12 protein-coding genes and 1 pseudogene are annotated in these 17,026 nt (G+C 67.7%); 6 read left to right on the plus strand and 7 right to left on the minus strand.

Annotation, left to right across the window (positions count from 1 at the left end):
* Positions 1-96 precede the first annotated feature (96 nt).
* The 4 genes from LW840_RS13650 to LW840_RS13665 all read left to right on the plus strand — a co-directional run bounded on the left by LW840_RS13650 (position 97) and on the right by LW840_RS13665 (position 5,451).
* A complete protein-coding gene (locus LW840_RS13650; RefSeq protein WP_291277172.1) occupies positions 97-1,863 on the plus strand; it encodes a hypothetical protein in 1,767 nt (588 codons plus the stop codon).
* 126 nt (positions 1,864-1,989) lie between these two features.
* A complete protein-coding gene (locus tag LW840_RS13655; protein WP_291277173.1) occupies positions 1,990-2,631 on the plus strand; it encodes a hypothetical protein in 642 nt (213 codons plus the stop codon).
* 35 nt (positions 2,632-2,666) lie between these two features.
* Positions 2,667-3,782 (plus strand): phosphate ABC transporter substrate-binding protein PstS, encoded by a 1,116-nt coding sequence (gene pstS / locus LW840_RS13660; protein ID WP_291266447.1) that lies wholly within the window; start codon positions 2,667-2,669, stop codon positions 3,780-3,782.
* Between the two features lie 76 nt (positions 3,783-3,858).
* Complete coding sequence (locus LW840_RS13665) at positions 3,859-5,451, plus strand: Ppx/GppA phosphatase family protein (protein ID WP_291261099.1); 1,593 nt, start codon at positions 3,859-3,861, stop codon at positions 5,449-5,451.
* A gap of 42 nt (positions 5,452-5,493) precedes the next feature.
* Here the strand turns inward: LW840_RS13665 and ppk1 are convergent, their stop codons facing one another.
* The 4 genes and pseudogenes from ppk1 to LW840_RS13685 all read right to left on the minus strand — a co-directional run.
* The gene (gene ppk1 / locus LW840_RS13670) at positions 5,494-7,593 is read right to left on the minus strand and encodes a polyphosphate kinase 1 (protein ID WP_291277174.1); all 2,100 of its coding nucleotides are present in this window, start codon (positions 7,591-7,593) and stop codon (positions 5,494-5,496) included.
* A 46-nt stretch (positions 7,594-7,639) separates the two neighbouring features.
* Positions 7,640-8,677: an inorganic phosphate transporter gene (locus tag LW840_RS13675; RefSeq protein WP_291261101.1), complete on the minus strand. Its 1,038-nt coding sequence runs from the start codon at positions 8,675-8,677 to the stop codon at positions 7,640-7,642.
* 18 nt (positions 8,678-8,695) lie between these two features.
* Positions 8,696-9,307, minus strand: coding sequence for a DUF47 family protein (locus LW840_RS13680; RefSeq protein WP_291261102.1), 612 nt, complete (start codon positions 9,305-9,307; stop codon positions 8,696-8,698).
* A 201-nt stretch (positions 9,308-9,508) separates the two neighbouring features.
* Positions 9,509-9,954 (minus strand): annotated as a pseudogene (locus LW840_RS13685) (rhomboid family intramembrane serine protease); the annotation flags it as partial.
* Between the two features lie 231 nt (positions 9,955-10,185).
* Between LW840_RS13685 and dnaK the strand changes: the two are divergent.
* Both dnaK and LW840_RS13695 read left to right on the plus strand, forming a co-directional pair.
* Entirely contained in the window at positions 10,186-12,126 is a 1,941-nt protein-coding gene (gene dnaK, locus LW840_RS13690) for a molecular chaperone DnaK (RefSeq protein ID WP_291266451.1), read from the plus strand.
* 114 nt (positions 12,127-12,240) lie between these two features.
* A complete protein-coding gene (locus LW840_RS13695; RefSeq protein ID WP_291277175.1) occupies positions 12,241-13,770 on the plus strand; it encodes a trypsin-like peptidase domain-containing protein in 1,530 nt (509 codons plus the stop codon).
* A 122-nt stretch (positions 13,771-13,892) separates the two neighbouring features.
* On the opposite strand, the gene LW840_RS13700 is transcribed toward LW840_RS13695, so the two are convergent.
* The 3 genes from LW840_RS13700 to LW840_RS13710 are packed head-to-tail and all read right to left on the minus strand — an operon-like array spanning position 13,893 to position 17,000.
* Entirely contained in the window at positions 13,893-14,465 is a 573-nt protein-coding gene (locus LW840_RS13700; protein ID WP_291277176.1) for an outer membrane beta-barrel protein, read from the minus strand.
* 14 nt (positions 14,466-14,479) lie between these two features.
* Positions 14,480-15,394: a M55 family metallopeptidase gene (locus LW840_RS13705; protein ID WP_291261107.1), complete on the minus strand. Its 915-nt coding sequence runs from the start codon at positions 15,392-15,394 to the stop codon at positions 14,480-14,482.
* A gap of 16 nt (positions 15,395-15,410) precedes the next feature.
* The gene (locus tag LW840_RS13710; RefSeq protein WP_291277177.1) at positions 15,411-17,000 is read right to left on the minus strand and encodes a hypothetical protein; all 1,590 of its coding nucleotides are present in this window, start codon (positions 16,998-17,000) and stop codon (positions 15,411-15,413) included.
* Between the last annotated feature and the right edge of the window lie 26 nt (positions 17,001-17,026).

Here is a 17,026-nt window from a genome sequence, read left to right on the forward strand (position 1 = left end):
GCATGACCCGGTTTCGGTGACACAACCGTGACCGGGTCATGACGTTTTGACGACAGAGCGCGCGCTCATTACGGAAGGGATCGTCAGGTCTCGACGATGCCGTTCACCATTCAATCACGACTCCCGATGACGATGACCGTGCGCCTGCGCACTCTCGCGCTCACGTCGTTTGCCGCGCTGGCCTTCGCCGCCTGCGGTGGCAGTGACGACCCGATTTCGCCCACCCCCACTCCCGCCAACGGCTCGCTGGCGGTGACGGTGTCGGGGCTCCCCGCCGGTGTGAACGCGGCGGTCACCGTGACCGGGCCGAGCAACTTCAGCCAGGCGGTCACGGGCACCACCACGTTGAGTGTCGCGGCGGGCAGCTACAGCGTGGCGGCCGCGCAGGTGACGGCCAGCAACGTGCGCTACAACGCGACCATCACCGGCTCGCCGGCCACGGTTGCGGCGAATGCCACGGCCACCGTCACGGTGGCCTACGCGGTTGCCGCCAACCCCACGGTGGTGCTGAGCGGCTCCATCGCCACCAACCGCACGCTCACCCCCGATACCAGTTACGTGTTGCGCGGCTTCGTCTACGTGAACAGTGGCGCCACGCTCACGGTGAACGCGGGTACGCGCATCGTGGGGGACACCACCGCGCTGGGCTCGGCGCTGTTCGTGCTGCGTGGGGCCCGCCTGGTGGCCAACGGCACGGCCGCGGCGCCCGTGGTCTTCACCTCGCAGCGGTCCGCCGGCAATCGCTCGCCGGGTGACTGGGGCGGCCTGGTCATCGTGGGCAATGCCCGCGCCAACCGCGTTGGCAACGTGATCGTGGAAGGCTCGAACGGCTCGGTGGTGGGCGCCGATCCGGCCGGCATCGTGTACACCGGCGGCACGGTGGACAGTGACAACAGCGGCACGCTGCGCTACGTGCGCGTGGAGTTTGCCGGGTACGCCACGCTGGCGGATGCCGAGCTCAACTCCTTCACGTTCGCTGCGGTGGGCAGCGGGACCACGGTCGAGTACGTGCAGGCGCTGGCCGGCCTCGACGACCACTTCGAATGGTTCGGCGGCACGGTGAACGGTCGCTACCTCGTCTCGTACGAGTCGGGCGACGATCATTTCGACGGGTCCGAAGGCTATCGCGGCCTCAATCAGTTCCTCATCGGTCTGCAGTCCACCTACCTCACGCCGCGTGCCGGTGCCGGTGCCGTGTCGGCCGACCCGCAGGGCTTCGAAGTCGACGGGTGCAACGGCGGTGGCTGTGTGGCGCCGTCGGGGGCCAATGCGCAGAGTGCCGGGCGTGACGAGGGGCTGTGGAACATGAACGTGTTCGCGAACTTCACGCTCGTCGGTCCGGCGTCGGGCGTAACGGTGCCGGGCAGCGGTGGCGTGGGTGCCGTGCTCCGCCGCGGCACGGGTGGCTACTACGTGAACGGCGTGATCGCCCGCTGGCCGCGCGGCGGCATCTCACTGCGCGACTCCACGTCCAACAACCGTTTCCAGGTGGATTCCCTCATCGTGCGCAACCTGTACTTTGCCGAAAACGGTGGCGCCGACGGCGGCTTCGATGCGGCGGGCACGAACTTCGGCCAGGCCAGCGCCCTTACGGCCCGCAACGCGAACATCGTGGTGGGCACGGGTGTGACGGCGGCGACCCTCTTCACGGCACTGCCCGCCACCCCGACCAACGGCGCCAGCCTCGACTGGTCGCCGGCGGCCAACTCGCCGATCGCCACGGGTGGCCTGGCCACCTTCGCGGCCGACCCGCGCATTGCGGCGCGCGTGGGCACCTTCATCACCCCCACCGTGTACCGCGGCGCCGCCGCCCCCGGCGGGCCGAAGTGGTGGGAAGGCTGGACCAGCTACGCCCGCAACTGACCGGCCGCGCGATCGGCACCTACCTTTCCGGTAACGATCCGCCGCGGTGATGTCGTGTGCTGCGTGAAACGGCCAGGGTCGCGATGCGGCCCTGGCCGTTCTCCTGTTTTTCACCGTTCTGCTCTCATGCCACAGCCTTCGCGTCCTTCTGTCCTGCTCGCCGTGGCCGTCGCCACATGCCTCGCGGCGGCATGCGGCGAACCGTCCCCACGCACGGCGGCCGATTCCCAGGCGGCTCACGTCGCCGAGGTCATCGCCGCCGGCGGCACGGTCGATTCCATCCTGCCCATGGCCGAGCAGCTGCGTCGCTTCCGGGTGGGTCTCGACTCGGTGGACACGCTGCGCCACGCGGCGCCCGACCGCGAGTCGCTGGTGCGCCGCTTCCTGACGGCACTCTCGACGAGCGATACAGCCACGCTCAACGCCCTCACGCTCGACCGGGCCGAGTTTGCGTATCTGTACTACCCCACATCGGCCATGAGCCAGCCACCGTATGAAGCGCCACCCCAGTTGCTGTGGGGACAGATCATGACCAGCAGCAACGAGAGTCTGCCCAAGGCGCTGGCGCGACTGGCCGGCACCTCGGTTTCGCTCGCGCAGCTGCGCTGCCCCGATTCCGCGACGGTTGAGGGGAAGAACCGGCTGCATCAGCAATGCGCGCTGCGCCTGCGTGCGGGGTCGACCACGCTGCCCGACGGGCGCTGGTTCGGCACCATCCTCGAGCGTGAGGGGCGATTCAAGTTCATCGGCTACGCCAACGCGTTATGAGGGCGTGGCGCCGACACGGCGTACGTCTTTCGGCCGTGCTTGCCGTTGCCACACTGCCTGCGGTGTCGTGTGGCGAGGGGGTGCGCCAGCCCCCCATGGACAGCGCCGGCGCCCCGGCGGCAACCAGTGAGGGCGTGTCCGTAGCCGAATCCCAACGGCTGCGGCTGACCGGCGTCGGCGCCACGCTGCCGTACCCGCTGTATGCGCGCTGGTTCAACGAGTATGCGGCGGTCGCCCCCGTGCGCATCACCTACCGGTCGGAAGGATCGCCGCAGGGGATCGCCGCGGCGCTCAACGGGTCGGCGGATTTCGGCGCATCCGACATTCCGGTGTCCGATAGCGCCATGGTGGCCAGCGGCCGTTCGGTGGTGCATATCCCCATGGCGGTCGGCGCCGTGGCGATTACGTACAACGTCCCCGGCGCCACGCGTCCGCTGCGCCTGTCCGGGGAGGTCATCGCCGATCTGTTTCGCGGGCGCATTGCGTTTTGGGACGATGCACGCCTTCGCGCCATCAACCCCGGCGTGACGCTGCCGCACCTCGCGGTGCGCCCCGTGCGTCGCAGCGACGGCAGCGGCACGGCGCGCATCTTTGCCCGGTACCTGCAGTTGGTGCAAGGCGCGGACGCCCCGTGGCCAGACGGGGACTCGGTGATCGTGCGTGACGGGAACGAGGCGGTCGCCGCCGAGGTGAAGGCCACGGCCGGAGCGGTGGCGTACCTCGAGGTCGTGTATGCGCGACAGAACCGTTTGCCCGCGGCGCACGTCCGCAATCGCGCGGGGCAGTTCGTGTCGCCCATGCCCTTCGAGATTGCGACCGCTGCGGCCAACACCCTCGACGGTCTCGCCCCGTTCGACGACGAGGGGGTGAGCGGGTTTCGCCTGTCACTGCTGGACGCCGAGGGCAGACAGGCGTATCCGCTGGCGGCCTTCACTTGGCTATTGATCGTACCGTCGCAACTCTCGGCGGCCAAGCGTACCGCCCTTGCCGATTTTCTGCATTGGGCGTTTCTCGAAGGGGCGGCAAGCGCCAGCAGCATGGGCTATGTGCCGCTCCCGTCCGCCGTGGCGGACGCCGTGTTGGCGCGGGTGGATGCCGCGCTGCGATGCAACCCTTGCGCGACGGGGGCGGCTTCCGGTACGGTACGCTGAGGGTTGCCGATCGACCGGGGGAACCGGACCACAGGCCGGCGTGACCCGCACCTGTTCTCCTGCCCCCGGCTGCCACATGACGGCTCCAGTAGCAAGCACCGGCGATGTTCGCATCGCGGCCATCGACATCGGGTCGAACTCGGTGCGGCAGATCATCGCCGATGTCTCGCCGGCGGGCGGCATTCGGGTGGTCGATGAAATGAAGGCCATGCCCCGTTTGGGCGATGGCCTGGAGAGCACGGGGGCGCTGTCGACCACCGCGATCGACTCGGCCGTGGCTGCGGTGCAGCGCATGGTCACGCTGGCCCGGCAGCTGGCTGCCGCGCGTATCGAGATCGTGGCCACCAGCGCGGTGCGTGACGCGAGCAATTCGCGCGAGTTCACGGCGCGCCTCACCGCTGCCACCGGGCAACCGGTGCGGGTCCTCAGCGGCGAAGAGGAAGCGCTGCTCTGTTTCCGCAGCGCTCTGGCGCACTTCGAGCTGGGCGCGGGACGCACCGTGGTCATGGACATCGGGGGCGGTTCCCTCGAACTCGTGCTCGCGAAGGATGGTCTCATCGAGCGCGTGGCCTCGCTCCCCTTCGGGGCCGTGCGGCTCACCGAGAAGTTCCTCACCCCGGCCGTGCGGCCGCGCCGGGTGCGGGCGCTGCGCGAGCATGTGCGCGAGGGGCTGCGCAAGGCCGTGCCGGTCAAGGACTGGCGCGGCGCCCAGGTGATCGGGTCAGGCGGCACGTTCACGAATCTCGCGGGCATCGTGCTGGCGCGGCAGCACGTCACCGTGCGTTCGGCGCACGGCACGCGCGTCACGCGGGCCGAACTCGAGCATGTGCTGGAGTGGCTGCAGCGCATGGAGGCGCCGGAGCGGCAACAGGTGCCCGGGCTCAACCCTGCGCGCGCCGACATCATCGTGGCGGGGCTTGCCGTGGCGGCCGAAGTGCTGGCACGCTTCGACCCGCGCGATCTGCTCACCTCGGCCTTCGGCATTCGCGAAGGCATTCTGCTGGAAGCCGCCCGCGTTACCCCCCGGGTGGCCGATCCCGGCGTCGCTCGCGACCGATCGGTGCGGGAGTTCGCGGAACGCTGTCACTTCGAGGCGCCGCACGCCCGGCAGGTGCAGGCCCTGTCGCTGCAGCTGTTCGATGCCCTCGAGGCACGCCTCGGACTCACGGCGGCCGACCGCCGCCTCCTGTCCGACGCGGCCCTGTTGCACGATGTGGGCTACCACATCAACTACGAAAAGCATCACAAGCATTCGTTCCATCTCATCTCGCACGCCGATCTGCTGGGCATGACGCCGGCCGAGCAGATCATGATTGCGCACATTGCGCGCTATCATCGCGGCGCGCCGCCCAAGGCCAAGCACGCGGGCTTCGGTCAGCTCGACCGCGCCACCCGTGAGCGCATCGTGAAGCTGTCGGCGCTGCTGCGGTTCGCCGACGGCATGGATCGCGGGCATGTGAGCGCCGTGGGCGGCATGGCGGTAAAGTGGACGACCGACGCCGTGCGGGTCACGGTGCATGAAGCCGAAGGCGCCACGAACGTGCGGCTCGAATGCTGGGGCGCGAGCCGGAAGCGCCGGCTGCTGGAGGAGGTGCTGGGGCGGCCGATCATCGTCCTGCTTCCCGACGGCACCCCCATCAGCGCCGACGACGAAGGCGACGGCGAGTGAGCCGACCCGAGGCGGACGCGTTCAGTCCGCCTCGCCCTTCTTCTAGCGCTTGGGCGGTCGCGCCGCCTCGGTACCCCACGGTTCCTTCATGAAAATCTGGTGCGTGGCGCGCGCGGCCTCACCCCGTGGCTCCCGCCGGCGGTACTGCCCGTCGGCCCCCAATTCCCAGGCCTGCCGGTTGTCGCTCAGGCAGGTGGCCAGCACCGCCTCCAACCCCTTGTGCAGGAGTTGGTCCTCGATGGGCGTCATGACTTCCACGCGCCGATCGAAGTTGCGCGGCATCCAGTCGGCCGAGCCGATGTAGTACTCCGGGTTGCCGGCGTTCGCGAAGAACGCCAGCCGTGAGTGCTCGAGGAAGCGCCCGATGATGCTCACCACCCGGATATGCTCGCTCATGCCCGCCAAGCCCGGCACGAGGCAACAGATGCCGCGCACGATGAGGTCGATCTTCACTCCGGCCTGCGACGCGCGGTACAGGGCCGCAATGATCTCGGGATCGACGAGGGCGTTCATCTTGGCAATGATGCGCCCGCCCTTCCCGGCGATCGCGTGCGCCGTTTCCCGTTCGATGAGTTCCAAGAGGCGCGCACGCAGCGAGACCGGGGCCACCGCGAGCCGCCGATAATGCTTCTGCCGCGACACACCGGTCAGCGAATTGAACAGGTCGGACAGGTCGGCGCCGATTTCCGGATGACAGGTGAACAACCCCATGTCGGTGTACAGCCGGGCCGTCCTGCTGTTGTAGTTGCCGGTGCCGATGTGCACATAGCGACGAATGCCGTCGGCGTCTCGGCGCACGACGAGTACCGTCTTGGCGTGGGTCTTGAGCCCCGGCAGCCCGTATGCCACATGAATGCCCACACTTTCCATGGTGCGGGCAAAGGTGATGTTGTTGGTCTCGTCGAAGCGCGCCTGCAGCTCGATGATGACCGCCACCTGCTTGCCCGCTTCGGCCGCCTCGGTGAGCGCCCGGACGATGGCCATGTCACCGGAAGTGCGGTACAGCGTGAGCTTGATGGCCAGCACCTGCGGATCGTTGGCCGCCGCCTCGAGAAACGTCTCGACCGATGCGGTGAACGACTCGAAGGGATGGTGCACGAGCACATCGCGCTCGCGAATCACGTCGAACAGGTTGCGCCCGTCCCGGAAGGCGGGCGGCACCTGCGGCGTGTGCGGCGGGTCGCGCAGTTCGGGAAGGTCGGTGAGGGCGAGCTGCAAGAGGTCACCCATCTCGAGCAGGTCATCCACGTCGTGCACATCGTCCGGCCCGAGGGGCGCCACCAGCTGGGTCTCGCTTTCGCTGAGCTCCTCCAGCAGCAGCGCCCGAATGCGTTCGGGCATGTCGTGCTGCACTTCGAGCCGCACCACTTCACCAAAGCGCCGCTGGAAGACCTGCTGTTCGATGGTTTCGAGCAGATCCTCGGGCTGGTCCATCTGGCCCAGGTCGAGGTCGGAGTAGCGCGTGATGCGGAAGGTGAACCAGCGCTGCACCTCCATGCCCGGGAACAGTGCTCCGAGGTGGGCGCCAATGACATCCTCGAGCGGCACATAGCAGTGTCCGCGCCCGAACGACACCCACCGCGGCAGCGAGCGCGGCACCTTCACGCGCGCGAAGTGCGCCTTGCCCGTGACCGGGTCGCGAATGTCCACCGCCAGCGAGAGCGAGAGGTTGGAGATGTAGGGGAACGGGTGTCCGGGGTCGACCGCGAGCGGCGTGAGCACCGGGAACACCTGGGCCTCGAAGAACTCGTGCACGCGCGCCCGCTCGGCATCGTCGAGCGTCTCCATCTTGACCAGATGGATGTCGTGGCGCGCGAGTCCGGGCAGCAGTTCGCGCTTGAGGACGCGACGCCGGCGGGCCAGCAGTTCGCGCACGCGCGTGCGAATGGCGACCAGCTGCTCGGCCGGTGCCAGCGGATCGGGGGCGTATTGCGGGGCCCCCGAGGCCACCTTTCGGCGCAGCCCGGCGACCCGCACCATGTAGAATTCGTCGAGGTTGGTGCTGAAGATCGCCAGGAACTTGAGGCGCTCGAGCAGCGGCACCCGTTCATCGAGGGCTTCTTCCAGCACCCGCGCATTGAAGTCGAGCCACGAGAGCTCGCGATTCAGATAGGGCAGCGACAGCGACGTGACCGAGGACATGGTCCATGTGGCCGGCGGTCGAACAGGACCGCCGGCCGTCTCCGCGTCAGAGAGGATTGAAGGCCGCGAGCAGCCAGTAGCTCAGTGCTGCCATGCCCGCACTCGCGGGGATGGTAATGACCCACGCCCACACAATGCGGCTGGCCAGCCCCCAGCGCACGGCCGACAGGCGATTGGTGGCCCCCACCCCCACGATCGCGCCGGTGATCGTGTGGGTCGTGGACACGGGAATCCCCAGTTTGGAGGCGGCGAGAATGACCATCGCGCCGCCCGTTTCGGCACAGAAGCCGCCCACGGGGCGCAGTTTGGTGATGCGGGTCCCCATGGTGTGCACAATGCGCCAGCCACCGAAGAGCGTACCCAGCGAGATCATGGTGTAGGCACTGAGCTCCACCCACACCGGGATGACGTCGAGCGACGTGACGTGGAAGTGCGCCAGCCACCCGGTCTGGTTGGCGAAGGTGGCCTGCGTGGCCACGAGCAGCCCCACGATGATGCCCATCGTCTTCTGGGCATCGTTGCCACCGTGCGCGAGCGAGAGCAGCGCCGAACTGGTGAGTTGCAGCACCCGGAACACCCTCTCCGCCTTCGTGTTGACCACGTTGCGGAAGAGGTTGAAGACCAGCACCATGAGCAGGAAGCCCATGAGCGCGCCGAGCATGGGCGAGAGCACGATGGCCGAGAGCGTCTCGATCCACTTCTTGCCCCACAGCAGCGCCGAGAAGCCGACCTTGGCCACCGCGGCGCCGGCATAGCCGCCGATGAGGGCGTGGGAGGAGCTCGACGGAATGCCGAACCACCACGTGATGAGATTCCACGCAATGGCGCCCAGCAGCCCGCCCAGAATGACGTTGGCATCGACCACGTTGAGGTCGATGAAGCCGGCCGCGACCGACTTGGCCACGGCGGTGCCCACGAAGAACAGCGCGGAGAAGTTGAACACCGCCGCCCAGATGACGGCGGCGAGGGGACTCAGCACGCGCGTGCCGACGATGGTGGCGATCGAGTTGGCGGAGTCGTGGAAGCCGTTGATGAAGTCGAAGGCCAACGCAACCGCGACGATGAAGATGACGAAGGTGACCACGGAGCGATCAGCGGCGCGTCAGCTGTTCTTGAGCGCGATGCTCTCGAGGGCGTTGGACACGTCCTCGCACTCGTCGATGGCTTCCTCGAGCGCATCGAAGATCTCCTTCCACTTCAGCACTTCGATTGCCGGCTCGTCATGTTCGAAGAGCGCGCCCACCGACTGCGCGTAGAGCACATCGCCCTCTTCCTCCAGCAGCTTGATGGCCCGGCCATGCTCCATCATGCGCTGCCGCTTGGAAATGTCCCCGACCGAGGCCAGGATCTCCTTGCCGCACCGCACCAGCACATCGGCCATCTGCACCCCGCCGTCGCGCGCCGTGGTCACCCGGAACATCACGACACGGCGCGAAGCCCCGTTGATGAGGTCAATGACGTTGTCGAGCCGCTTCGCGAGCAGGTGAATGTCTTCGCGATCGAGCGGCGTGACGAAGCTCGTGTCGATGCGCTGGTTGATGAGGTGCACGATGGCGTCCCCATCGGTCTCCACCTTCTTGATCTGCACCGAGATCTGCGCCGCGTTGGCGGGATTCTCGAAGAGGGTGCGCAGCAACGTGGCCGCTTCGCCGATATGCACGGCAAGGCCGCGGAAGTGGTCGAAGAACGTTTCGTCTTTGGAGAAAAGCTTCACGGCAGCGTGTTGGATTGAGGAGGTGTTCGGCGCCGCAGTGGGGACGGGCTCGGCAGAAGCTGCGGGCTTCGCGTCCCGGTGTGACTGCGGCTGTGTAACGAAAACGTCACCGAGGGAACTCCGCCATCCACCCGCTGGCCCCGATTTCCCTTGTTACAGAGGCGAGACAATGGTTCATGGATGGTGCGCCTCCCGATTGGTTCAGGACCAAACCACCTTGGCGTCGGCAACCGCCCGGCGTCGCCGCACGAGTTGGGGATCCTCGAACAGCTTGGCCAGCAACGCCCCCGCCACGAAACCGCCCACGTGCGCCCACACGGCCACCCCGCCCGAAATCTCCCGGCGCAGGGGGGAAAGCTCAGGCAGTCCGCTCACCACCTGGCTGCCGAACCACAGGATAAGCACGAGCCATGCCGGGAAATGCAGCAGGAAGACCGGGGGAATGAAGGTGCGTACACGAACCCGGGGATAGAGCAGCAGATAGGCGCCCATGATGCCCGAAATGGCCCCCGACGCCCCACCGTGGGCACGGGAGAACCGGGGTCGACCGCCAGGTGCGCCATGGCCGCGGCCACACCGGTCAGCAGGTAGAACGCTACGAAGCGCCCGCGCCCCATGCTGTCCTCGACGTTGTTGCCGAAGACCCACCGGCGTGCGCAGCGTCGGGTTGTCGTCAGCGATGGGGAACATGGCATTGCACCGGTCAAATTGGCAGACTGCCGCACAGGCAGCGGGTAAAGCGCGGCTGCGCGGGCGAATTGCGCCGCTTCGGCAGAACAAAACCGGCCCGCCCCTTGCCCTTCTCCCTATCGAGTGGCAGAAGGCGCCGGCGATCCCGCCGGCCCTTCTTCAACATCAGGACCTCCACAGAGATCCCCATGGCTGAGAAAGTTATCGGCATCGACCTTGGCACCACCAACTCCGTGGTGTCCGTGCTGGAAGGTGGCGATCCCATCGTGATTCCCAATGCCGAGGGCGGGCGTACGACCCCGTCCGTGGTCGGCTTTACGAAGGATGGCGAGCGCCTCGTCGGGCAGATTGCCAAGCGTCAGGCGGTCACCAATCCGCAAAATACGATCTTCTCCATCAAGCGCTTCATGGGCCGCCGCGTGGCCGAGGCGCAGCAGGAGCAGTCGCGTGTTCCCTACAAGATCGTGGCCGGCCCCAACGATGTGGCCGCCGTGGAGGTCCAGGGCAAGCGGTTCACGCCGCCCGAGATCTCGGCCATGGTGCTGCAGAAGATGAAGCAGACGGCCGAGGACTATCTTGGCCATCAGGTGACCAAGGCGGTCATCACCGTGCCGGCCTACTTCAATGACGCTCAGCGTCAGGCCACCAAGGACGCCGGCAAGATTGCCGGCCTGGAAGTGCTGCGCATCGTGAACGAGCCCACGGCGGCGGCGCTGGCCTACGGGCTCGACAAGAACAAGAAGAAGGACGAGAAGGTCGCCGTGTTCGACCTGGGTGGCGGCACGTACGACATCTCCATTCTCGAACTCTACGACGTGGACGGCACGCGTCAGTTCGAGGTGAAGAGCACCAACGGCGATACCCATCTGGGCGGCGACGACTTCGACCAGCGCGTCATCGACTGGCTCGTGGCGGAGTTCAAGCGCGACCAGGGGATCGATCTGTCGAAGGACCCCATGGCCATCCAGCGCCTCAAGGAGGCCGGTGAGAAGGCCAAGATGGAGCTGTCGAGCGCCAGCACGACGGATATCAACCTGCCGTTCATCACCGCCGACGCCTCGGGACCGAAGCACCTCAACTACACGCTCACGCGGGCCAAGTTCGAGCAGCTCGTGGACGATCTCGTGCAGCGCACCCTGGAGCCCATGAAGCAGGCGCTCAAGGACGCCGGCATGCAGCCCAGCGAGGTGGACGAAGTGATCCTCGTGGGCGGATCGACGCGCATCCCGAAGATTCAGCAGGTGGTGAAGGACTTCTTCGGCAAGGAGCCGAACAAGGGCGTGAACCCCGACGAAGTGGTGGCGGTGGGGGCGGCCATTCAGGGCGCGGTGCTCACCGGCGAGCAGAAGGACGTGCTGCTGCTCGACGTCACGCCGCTCTCGCTCGGTATCGAAACGCTGGGTGGCGTGATGACGGTGCTCATCCCGCGCAACACCACCATTCCCACGAAGAAGGCGGAAACGTTCTCCACCGCCGACGACAACCAGACCACGGTCGAGATCCACGTGCTGCAGGGTGAGCGCGATCTGGCGGTGTACAACCGCACGATCGGCAAGTTCCAGCTCACGGGCATCCCGCCCGCCCCGCGTGGCATGCCGCAGGTCGAGGTGACCTTCGACATCGACGCGAACGGCATCCTGCATGTGACGGCGCGCGACAAGGCGAGCGGCAAGGAGCAGAAGATCCGCATCGAAGCGTCCAGCGGCCTGTCGGACAACGAGATCGACCGCATGGTGAAGGACGCCGAGAAGAACGCGGCCGAGGACAAGAAGCGTCGCGAGGAGATCGACACCCGCAACCGGCTCGACTCGCAGACGTATGAAGTCGAGAAGAACGTCAAGGAGTGGGGCGACAAGGTGGCCGCCCCCCTCAAGGAGCGGATCGATGCGTCGATCGAGCGTGCCCGCAAGGCGCTGCGCGGTGATGACATGAACGAGATCCGCGCCGCGCAGGAAGAGCTGAGCAAGGCGTACAGTGAGGCGGGTCAGGCGTTCTACCAGCAGCAGGCGGCGCCGGACGGTGGCGCGCCGGCCGACGCGGGGGCGCCGGGCGCCCAGGGCGAGCCGCAGGGTGGCAAGGCCGACGACGTGGTCGAAGCCGACTACGAGATCGTCGACGACAAGAAGTAGGCACGCCCGTTCATGCCAGGCCCCGCCGGAAACTCCCGGCGGGGCTTCGGTGTCTTATCATGGCAGGTGCGCGTTTCGCGCGTGCGTATCGCAACACCAAACGACCAACGAACCATGGCTGCACGATTCTCTCGCTTTCGCTTCGCGACGGCCGCGGCCGGCTGCTTTGCCGGCGGCGTGCTCTTCGCCTCAGGGATGGACTGGACGAAGATCAGCTGGGCCCAGAGCACGACGGGCAATCGCCCGGCCGTCGCCCTGCGCGGCCCGGCCAATATCGACGGCGTGGGCAGTTTCGCCGATATCGCCGAGCGGGTGACGCCCGGCGTCGTGGCAGTGAATACCACGCGGTCCGTGCGACCGCGGGCCACCCCCCGCGGGCGCGTGCCGCAGGGGATGGAAGATTTCCTGGAGCAGTTCGGTGGGCCCCAGCCGCGGCAGCAGCGCGGTGAAGGCTCCGGCTTCGTCATGAGCGCCGACGGCTACATCGTGACCAACAATCACGTGGTGGCCGACGCCGATCAGGTGTCGATCACGCTCAGCGACGGACGCGTGTTCAAGGCCAAGGTCGTGGGCACCGACAGCACCACTGACGTGGCGGTCGTGAAGATCGACGCGCGCGGGCTGCCCACGCTGACCATCGGCAACGACGAAACGACCCGCATTGGCGAATGGGTGCTGGCCGTTGGCAACCCGCTGGGGCTCGATTTCACCGTGACGGCGGGGATCATCTCCGCCAAGGGACGCGGTCAGGAGATCAACCTGCCCAACTCGGGCAACTTCACGATCTCCGACTTCATCCAGACCGACGCCGCCATCAACCCCGGTAACTCGGGCGGCCCGCTCATCAACATGCGCGGCGAAGTCATCGGCCTGAACAGCGCCATCGCCAGCCAGACCGGTTTCTACTCGGGGTACGGGTTCGCCATCCCGATCACGCTGGTGAAGAACGTGACCGACGCGCTGATCAAGGAGGGGCGCGTGCGGCTCCCGGTCATGGGCGTGTCGGTCACGCGAGTCGAACCCGAGGATGCCGGCATCAACGGTCTCTCCCGTGTGGCGGGCGTCAAGGTGCTGGGCTTCAACCCGGCCGATGGCGGTCCCGCGAAGGAGGCGGGGATCGAGGTGGGGGACGTGATCATCACGGTGGACGGCAAGCCGGTGGAGCGCGTCAGCTCGCTGCAGCGCATCGTGCGCCAGCGGCGCGTGGGTGACCGCATTCCCGTGGAGCTGATGCGCTTCGGCACCAAGAAGCGGCTGGAAGTGCGCCTCGTGGAAGCCGAAAGCATGACACGCCTGGCGTCCAACCCCGACGCACCCGACGCCGCCGCCAATCCGGCCGCGGGCAAGCTGGGCTTCACGGTGGAGGCCTTGCCCGCCGACTTGGCGGCGCGGCTGCGCACCAGCGGCCGCGGCGTGCGGGTGACCGAGGTGTCGGAAGACGGGCCCGCGCGTGACAAGATGGCCGGGGGCAGTGATGTGGTGCTGGCCGTGCTCTATCCCACGCCGCGCCGCGATGTGCGCACGGTGGCCGACCTGCAGGCGGCCATTGCCACCCTCAAGGAAGGGGACTACGTGAGCCTGCTCGTGCAGTCCATCGACCCGCGACTGGGGCAGCGCGTGGTGAACCTGCGCATCGGCGGGTGATGCGCGGGTAGTCCTGCGAGAGCTCGCGAAAAGAGCCCGGATGGCAACGCCTCACCGCCATCCGGGCTCGATTCATACTGCTCACTTACCCTCTAGTGCTTCAGCGGCGACCCTTTCGCCGGTCAACGCCCGAAGAGGTAGAGCGACGCGCCCGCCTGCACTCTCGTTCCCGTGGACGTGAACTGCTGGTCGATCGTGTTGCCCGACAGCTGGTTGGCGCGCGTCAGGTTGCCGAAGGTCCACAGGGCGGTGCCGTGCACCGCCAGCCCCGACGACAGGAACAGCTGCACACCGCCGCCGCCGGTAGGCGCGATGCTTTCAAAGTCACGACCGGCGTTGGCGCTGCGGGCGGTGGCGCCGCCGGTCACGAAGAGCTTCAGCGGAGACGCCGCGCCAATGAGATGCAGCCGCAGCAACGCGTCGTATTGCGTGAGTCGCACGTCGGCGCTGTTGCCGGTGAGGAGGCTGCGATCGAAGTTGGCCAGCACACTCCACCGTTCGCTCAGCCCCACCCCGGCGTGCACGCCGAAGCCATTGCCGAACTCGAGATCCTCGGCGGCCTCCTGCACGTTTACGGACGCGCCGGCATATTGGATGCCCACGAACAGCCCCTTGCCGGACTGTGCCTCGGCCTTCGCGGCCGCCGTTGCGGACAGGGCGGCGGCCGCGAGAGCCGCGCGCAGCATACGGGTCATGATGTCTCCTGCAGTCAGTCGGTGTTGATGAAGCGGTAGAGTACGCGGATGAGACGGTACGCATCCGGCATGGACTCGCGGGTGAATTCCATCGTCGTCGCGTCCACCAGGCGGATCTCCCGGAAGGCCGCGGCTACCTCCGGAATCGTCGGGTCGCGCATTTCCATGCGTACCGTGTAGCGGGCCAGACGTTCCGGCGGCGCCTTCCGTGCCGCGGCCACCGCCGCCTTGGCGGCGTCCTGAATGTCCCGACGCGCATCGGCGAGCGGACGCAACTCCACCGCCCGCGAGTTGATGGCGCGCTTCACTACCACGCCCCGCACCGTGGGCACGGTGGCCTTCTGTTCCTCCACGGCCACGTCATCGCCGGTGACCAGGATCACCGGCACGCCGTACCAGCGCGCGAGAAAGGCGTTCATGCCCCCCTCGCCAACCGAGAGCCCGTTGATCTGCAGGTCACGCAGAACGCCCGAGCCGGTGTGCGCGAAGACCCCGCGTGGCGACCCGGCCTTGGCATGGTAGCCCACGAAGATCACCGCGTCGAAGGTGGAGTCGAGCCCCTCCATCATGCCGTAGCGCTTGAAGCTGTGGCTGATGAGGCGCACGCGGGGATCGAGATCCTCCGGCAGGATGTTGCGCTGGCTGCCGTGCGAATCGTTCACGACCACCTCGGTGGCCCCGCCCTCGAAGGCCCCGCGAATGGCGGCGTTGGCATCTTCGGCCATGAGCTTGCGGGCACGCCCGTACTCGGCGCCGGCGGCGGAGGTCTGGTTGTCACCGTTCACGCCACTGATGCCCTCCATGTCCACGGAGATGTAGACCTTGCGGGCCTGGGAGGACGCCGTGTCGGGCGAGAGCGTCAGGGCGACAAGCGCGGACAGCGCGAGGCGAAGTGATCGCATGGGGAGCAGGGTGAAGGTGGTCGGCATGCAGGGCGAAGATTGTTCAGCGGCACCCGGGCAGGCGGAAAGCGCCAATGCGCGTGGTGTAGCTGGTGGCGCCGGCGGGCAGATAGTCGCCCACGTACCAGATCGTGCAGTCGTCCACCGGGTCGATGGCCGTCTGCGTGTAGTCCTCCCACCGCAACGTGGTCTGCTGTGCGGCGGCCCCGTTGGCCAGCACGACCTCCCGGAAGCCGAGCGTCCCGAGGGGATGCCGTGGCGCGCGCCCGGCGAATCGCTGCCCGGGGAACGTGTGGGCATCGCCGACGGAGTACCCGATACCGATGTTGCCTAGCCGGTCCATTGCCGCACTGGGGAGCCATCGGTACAGGCTGTCGGGAGTAAAGGTGCCCTGCTGATGCACGGTCATGGTGCCACTCGCCGCATATCGCAGTTCATACCAGCGCACGCCACCCGTGCCGCGACTGCTGTTGATGCTGTGCGTGGCCACGAGCGACGCGTGGCCGGCAAACTGCCGGTACACCAGCCTCGGCATGAGCTTGTCGCCTTGCGCATCGAGCCGGCGGTCGGTGCCAGGTTGCGGCACGCAACTGGTGAGCTGGCCACCGCACAGATAGCGGTACGGCGCGACCGGAATGCGCTCGGGACCGGTGAGCTGTGTGCGGGCGGTGTCCTGCCAATTGACCGCAAAGCGCCACAGCTGCAGCTCGTCGCTGTCCACGTTGCCCGCCAACTGTGTCCCCCCGGTCGCGAGCACGAGATTGGGCGTTCCGGCCGGGGGCAACCGCCGTCCGTCGAGATCGGCGGTATTGAGGAAGTTGACCCCGGGCACGATGCGGCACAGTTCACGCGCGGGCTCGCCGCGCAGCATGCGCGCCCGTTCGGCGACGCACACATGCTTCTCCACCACGTCGTCGCCGGTACTCGTGGGCACGTAATAGCCGTCTGGCCACACGGCCGGTCGCGGGTAATCGGGGAAAAGTGGGCGGGCAAACTCGTAGCGATGCCAGGCCCCCAGCGGGTCGCTCGTGGCACTCACGGCATAGCACATGGCGTAGCCGCCGGTGGCGGAGTCGGGGGCAGCCCGCGGCGGGAGCGGCCGTGGGACCCGATCGGCCGACGGCGGCGGCACGCGAAGCAGGGCCGTGCGCGGGCCGGTGGCCGTGTGGCCAACGGGCACACGCCGGAAGATGGGCAGCACCAGGAGCCATCGCTCCGCCAGCTGGTCGTAGCGCACCACGGCGTCGCCGCTCAGCAGGGTTTCGCAGGGGCCACCGAAACCGGCGAACACCGCATTGGTGGGGAGCGGGCCGTACCCGGGCGTGCCGTCGCGCCGGAACACCGCCCACTGCGAGTTCACCGTTTGCACCACATGGCGGCGGCCCACCGCCAGGGAATTGTCCGACGGGTTGCGCAGCGTGACTGCCCCGTGCGGGCCGACGAAGCCTTCGCCGAGCCCGTCGAACTGCCGCACGAGGCGAACGCCGTCGGCCACGCCGTGACGCGATTGCTCCACTGCCGCGCTCCCCGCCGGAACGCCCGAGCCGAACGGCCCCGTGGGCGTCCGCTGTGCCGCGGCAACGGAGGCGCTTGCCGCAAGGGCGACCAGAGCAAACAGGGGGATGTGTGGCATGGGCTACGTTACCGCCGGGTGTGCCC

This window comes from Gemmatimonas sp., from assembly GCF_021298855.1.
GTDB lineage: Bacteria > Gemmatimonadota > Gemmatimonadetes > Gemmatimonadales > Gemmatimonadaceae > Gemmatimonas.

Excerpts from the sequence above, each read along its gene's own strand:
- LW840_RS13650 (WP_291277172.1), top strand. The coding sequence starts at position 97 with ATGCCGTTCACCATTCAATCACGACTCCCGATGACGATGACCGTGCGC.
- LW840_RS13655 (WP_291277173.1), top strand. The coding sequence starts at position 1,990 with ATGCCACAGCCTTCGCGTCCTTCTGTCCTGCTCGCCGTGGCCGTCGCC.
- LW840_RS13665 (WP_291261099.1), top strand. The coding sequence starts at position 3,859 with ATGACGGCTCCAGTAGCAAGCACCGGCGATGTTCGCATCGCGGCCATC.
- ppk1 (WP_291277174.1), bottom strand. The coding sequence starts at position 7,593 with ATGTCCTCGGTCACGTCGCTGTCGCTGCCCTATCTGAATCGCGAGCTC.
- dnaK (WP_291266451.1), top strand. The coding sequence starts at position 10,186 with ATGGCTGAGAAAGTTATCGGCATCGACCTTGGCACCACCAACTCCGTG.
- LW840_RS13695 (WP_291277175.1), top strand. The coding sequence starts at position 12,241 with ATGGCTGCACGATTCTCTCGCTTTCGCTTCGCGACGGCCGCGGCCGGC.
- LW840_RS13700 (WP_291277176.1), bottom strand. The coding sequence starts at position 14,465 with ATGACCCGTATGCTGCGCGCGGCTCTCGCGGCCGCCGCCCTGTCCGCA.
- LW840_RS13705 (WP_291261107.1), bottom strand. The coding sequence starts at position 15,394 with ATGCCGACCACCTTCACCCTGCTCCCCATGCGATCACTTCGCCTCGCG.
- LW840_RS13710 (WP_291277177.1), bottom strand. The coding sequence starts at position 17,000 with ATGCCACACATCCCCCTGTTTGCTCTGGTCGCCCTTGCGGCAAGCGCC.